This window comes from Pseudomonas sp. GW823-FHT02E01, assembly GCF_058797535.1.
Map to the genome: position 1 here is coordinate 1 of NZ_JBXAJS010000024.1, position 2,978 is coordinate 2,978.

Annotated in this window: 3 protein-coding genes; all 3 read left to right on the top strand. The window is 62.2% G+C overall.

Translation table 11 applies throughout. The features are described 5' to 3' along the window. Window positions 1-49: 49 nt before the first annotated feature. The 3 genes from AC1RDQ_RS28450 to AC1RDQ_RS28460 are packed head-to-tail and all read left to right on the top strand — an operon-like array spanning window position 50 to window position 2,969. A complete protein-coding gene (locus AC1RDQ_RS28450; protein WP_492588751.1) occupies window positions 50-1,171 on the top strand; it encodes a Re/Si-specific NAD(P)(+) transhydrogenase subunit alpha in 1,122 nt (373 codons plus the stop codon). Window positions 1,172-1,182: 11 nt separating this feature from the next. Next, window positions 1,183-1,536, top strand: coding sequence for an NAD(P) transhydrogenase subunit alpha part 2 (locus tag AC1RDQ_RS28455; protein WP_057712569.1), 354 nt, complete (start codon window positions 1,183-1,185; stop codon window positions 1,534-1,536). Continuing rightward, on the top strand, window positions 1,533-2,969 hold the full coding sequence (locus tag AC1RDQ_RS28460; RefSeq protein ID WP_057714257.1) for an NAD(P)(+) transhydrogenase (Re/Si-specific) subunit beta: 1,437 nt from the start codon (window positions 1,533-1,535) through the stop codon (window positions 2,967-2,969). Before AC1RDQ_RS28455 ends, AC1RDQ_RS28460 begins: the two co-directional genes overlap by 4 nt. The last annotated feature ends 9 nt before the right edge of the window (window positions 2,970-2,978 follow it).

Sequence of the window (2,978 nt, forward strand, 5' to 3'; positions counted from 1 at the left end):
CATCCGTAGTGCATGGGTTTACTCAATAAGATCACGCAGGAGATTTGACGTGCACATTGGTGTTCCTCTCGAAACCCAGACCGGTGAAACACGGGTTGCTGCAACCCCGGAAACCATCAAGAAGCTGATCGGCCAGGGCCATAAGGTCACTGTACAAAGCGGCGCCGGCATTAATGCCAGCGTTGTCGACAGTGCCTATGAAGCGGCAGGCGCAAGCATTGGCAGCGCCAACGATGCGTTTGGTGCCGAGCTGATTCTCAAAGTCGTCGCCCCCAGCGACAGCGAGCTCGCCCTGATCAAGAGCGGCACCGTAGTGGTGGGCATGCTCAATCCGTTCAGCAATGAAACCATCACCAAAATGGCCGAATGCGGCATTACCGCCTTTGCCCTGGAAGCCGCGCCGCGCACCTCCCGCGCCCAGAGCCTGGACGTACTGTCGTCGCAAGCCAACATCGCCGGCTACAAGGCTGTGTTGCTGGCCGCGCACTACTACCCGCGTTTCATGCCAATGCTGATGACCGCTGCGGGCACCGTGAAAGCGGCGCGCGTGCTGATCCTTGGTGCCGGTGTGGCCGGCTTGCAGGCCATCGCTACCGCCAAGCGCCTGGGGGCGGTGATCGAAGCGTCTGACGTGCGTCCTGCGGTAAAAGAGCAGATCGAATCCCTCGGCGCCAAGTTCGTCGACGTGCCCTACGAGACCGATGAAGAGCGTGAATGCGCCGTCGGTGTCGGCGGTTACGCCCGCCCGATGCCGGCCAGCTGGATGCAGCGCCAGGCCGCGGCCGTGCACGAACGCGCCAAGCAGGCGGACATCGTTATCACCACCGCGCTGATTCCCGGCCGCAAGGCACCGACGCTGCTCAGCGCGCAAACCGTGGCCCAGATGAAACCGGGTTCGGTGGTCATCGATCTCGCGGCAGCCCAGGGCGGCAACTGCCCGCTGACCGTGGCCGACCAGGTGGTCGTCGAAAACGGCGTGACCATCGTGGGCCCGACCAACCTGGCCAGCGCCGTGGCGGCTGACGCTTCGGCGCTGTACGCCCGCAACCTGCTGGACTTCATGAAACTGTTGTTCGATAAAGAAGGACAACTGGTGATCAACCTTGAAGACGATATCGTCGCCGCGTGCCTGATGTGCCGCGACGGCCAGATCGTGCGCAAGAACGGCTGAGGATAAAAACAATGGAAGACATGCTGATCTCTGACGGTATCTACAACCTGATCATCTTCGTGCTGGCGATCTATGTCGGTTACCACGTGGTCTGGAACGTCACGCCTGCGCTGCACACCCCGTTGATGGCGGTGACCAACGCGATCTCGGCGATCGTGATCGTCGGCGCCATGCTGGCAGCGGCTTTGACCGTGACGCCACTGGGCAAGACCATGGGCACCCTGGCCGTGGCCCTGGCCGCGGTGAACGTATTCGGTGGCTTTTTGGTCACCCGCCGCATGCTGGAAATGTTCAAGAAGAAAGCGCCGGCAAAAGCTCCGGCCGCCAAAGCTGAAGCAGTCAAGGCTGAGGTGCAGCAAGCATGAGCATGAACCTGGTTACTTCCCTGTATTTGATCGCCTCGGTCTGCTTCATCCAGGCGCTCAAGGGCCTCTCGCACCCCACCACGTCGCGCCGCGGCAACCTGTTCGGCATGCTCGGCATGGGCCTGGCGATCCTCACCACGGTCGGCCTGATCTATAAGTTGGGCTCCGAACTGGCCCAGGACGGTATCGTCTACGTGATCGTCGGCCTGCTGATCGGCGGCACTGCCGGTTCGATCATGGCCAAACGCGTTGAAATGACCAAGATGCCGGAGCTGGTCGCCTTCATGCACAGCATGATCGGCCTGGCCGCGGTGTTCATCGCCGTGGCTGCCGTGGTCGAGCCGCAGTCGCTGGGCATCGTCAAGCAACTCGGTGACGCGATCCCGGCCGGCAACCGCCTGGAACTGTTCCTCGGTGCCGCCATCGGTGCAATCACCTTCTCCGGTTCGGTGATCGCCTTCGGCAAGCTGTCCGGCAAGTACAAGTTCCGCCTGTTCCAGGGGGCACCGGTACAGTTCAGTGGCCAGCACAAGCTGAACCTGCTGCTGGGCCTGGCCACACTGGGCCTGGGCGTGACGTTCATGCTCACCGGCGACTACACCGCTTTCGGCGTGATGCTGGCGTTGGCCTTCGTGCTCGGCGTGCTGATCATCATCCCGATCGGCGGCGCGGACATGCCCGTGGTCGTGTCGATGCTCAACAGCTACTCCGGCTGGGCAGCGGCGGGCATCGGTTTCTCGCTGAACAACTCGATGCTGATCATCGCCGGCTCGCTGGTAGGTTCGTCCGGTGCAATCCTCTCGTACATCATGTGCAAGGCGATGAACCGCTCCTTCTTTAATGTGCTGCTCGGGGGCTTCGGCAATACGGCAGACGCGGCCGGCCCGGCGGGTTCGAAGGAAGCCCGTCCGGTGAAGTCCGGTTCGGCCGACGACGCGACCTTCCTGCTGACCAACGCCGACACCGTGATCATCGTGCCGGGCTACGGTCTGGCGGTGGCACGTGCGCAGCACGCGCTGAAAGAGCTGACCGAGAAGCTGACCCATCGCGGCGTGACCGTGAAGTATGCGATCCACCCGGTTGCCGGCCGTATGCCCGGCCACATGAACGTGTTGCTGGCCGAGGCCGAAGTGCCTTACGACCAGGTGTTCGAGATGGACGACATCAACTCCGAGTTCGGCCAGGCCGACGTGGTACTGGTGCTGGGCGCCAACGACGTGGTCAACCCGGCCGCGAAGAACGATCCGAAATCGCCGATTGCCGGCATGCCGATCCTCGAAGCGTTCAAGGCCAAGACCATCATCGTCAACAAGCGCTCGATGGCCAGCGGCTACGCCGGCCTGGACAACGAACTGTTCTACCTGGACAAGACCATGATGGTGTTCGGCGACGCTAAAAAGGTCATCGAAGACATGGTCAAAGCCGTCGAGTAACCCTCTGCG